General features: G+C 63.4%; 1 pseudogene. It reads left to right on the top strand.

Annotation, left to right across the window (positions count from 1 at the left end):
- Window positions 1-18 precede the first annotated feature (18 nt).
- Window positions 19-697, top strand: a pseudogene (locus A5759_RS02280) (AMP-binding protein); the annotation flags it as partial.

Genomic DNA, 697 nt, shown 5'->3' with positions numbered 1-697 from the left:
AGATGTGTATAAGAGACGATCTTCGGTGCGCTGGCCCATGGTGGTCGGGTGGTGGTGGTGCCCGATGCGGTGGTGCGTTCGCCGGAGGATCTGCACGATCTGTTGGTCGGTGAGCAGGTCGCTGTGTTGAGTCAGACGCCGTCGGCGTTTTATGCGTTGCAGACCGCTGATGCGTTGTCACCCGAACGCGGGGATCAGCTCGCGCTGCAGACGGTGGTCTTTGGTGGGGAGGCGCTCGAGCCGCAGCGGTTGGCGTCGTGGTTGGAGCGTCATCCGGGGTTGCCGCGGATGATCAACATGTATGGGATCACCGAGACCACGGTGCATGCTTCGTTCCGCGAGATCGTGGCCGCCGATGTCGATGCTGCGGTGTCCCCGATCGGGGTGCCGTTGGCGCACTTGAGTTTTTTCGTGTTGGACAAGTGGTTGCGTCGGGTGCCCGCCGGTGTGGTCGGGGAGTTGTATGTCGCGGGTGCGGGGTTGGCGTGTGGGTATTTGGGCCGCCCGGATCTGAGTGCGACGCGGTTTGTGGCGTGTCCGTTCGCCGATGCGGGTGCCCCCGGGCAGCGGATGTATCGCACGGGCGACCTGGCGTCGTGGGGTGCTGATGGGCAGCTTCGCTATCTGGGGCGTGCTGATGACCAGGTCAAGATTCGTGGGTATCGCATCGAGTTGGGTGAGATTCAGGTCGCGTTGA

Origin of the sequence: Mycobacterium sp. 852014-52144_SCH5372336, assembly GCF_001665615.1 — a bacterium.
GTDB classification, from domain to species: domain Bacteria; phylum Actinomycetota; class Actinomycetes; order Mycobacteriales; family Mycobacteriaceae; genus Mycobacterium; species Mycobacterium neumannii_A.
The sequence above is the reverse complement of the archived record's forward strand: the minus strand, read 5'-3'. Positions and strand labels throughout refer to the sequence as shown.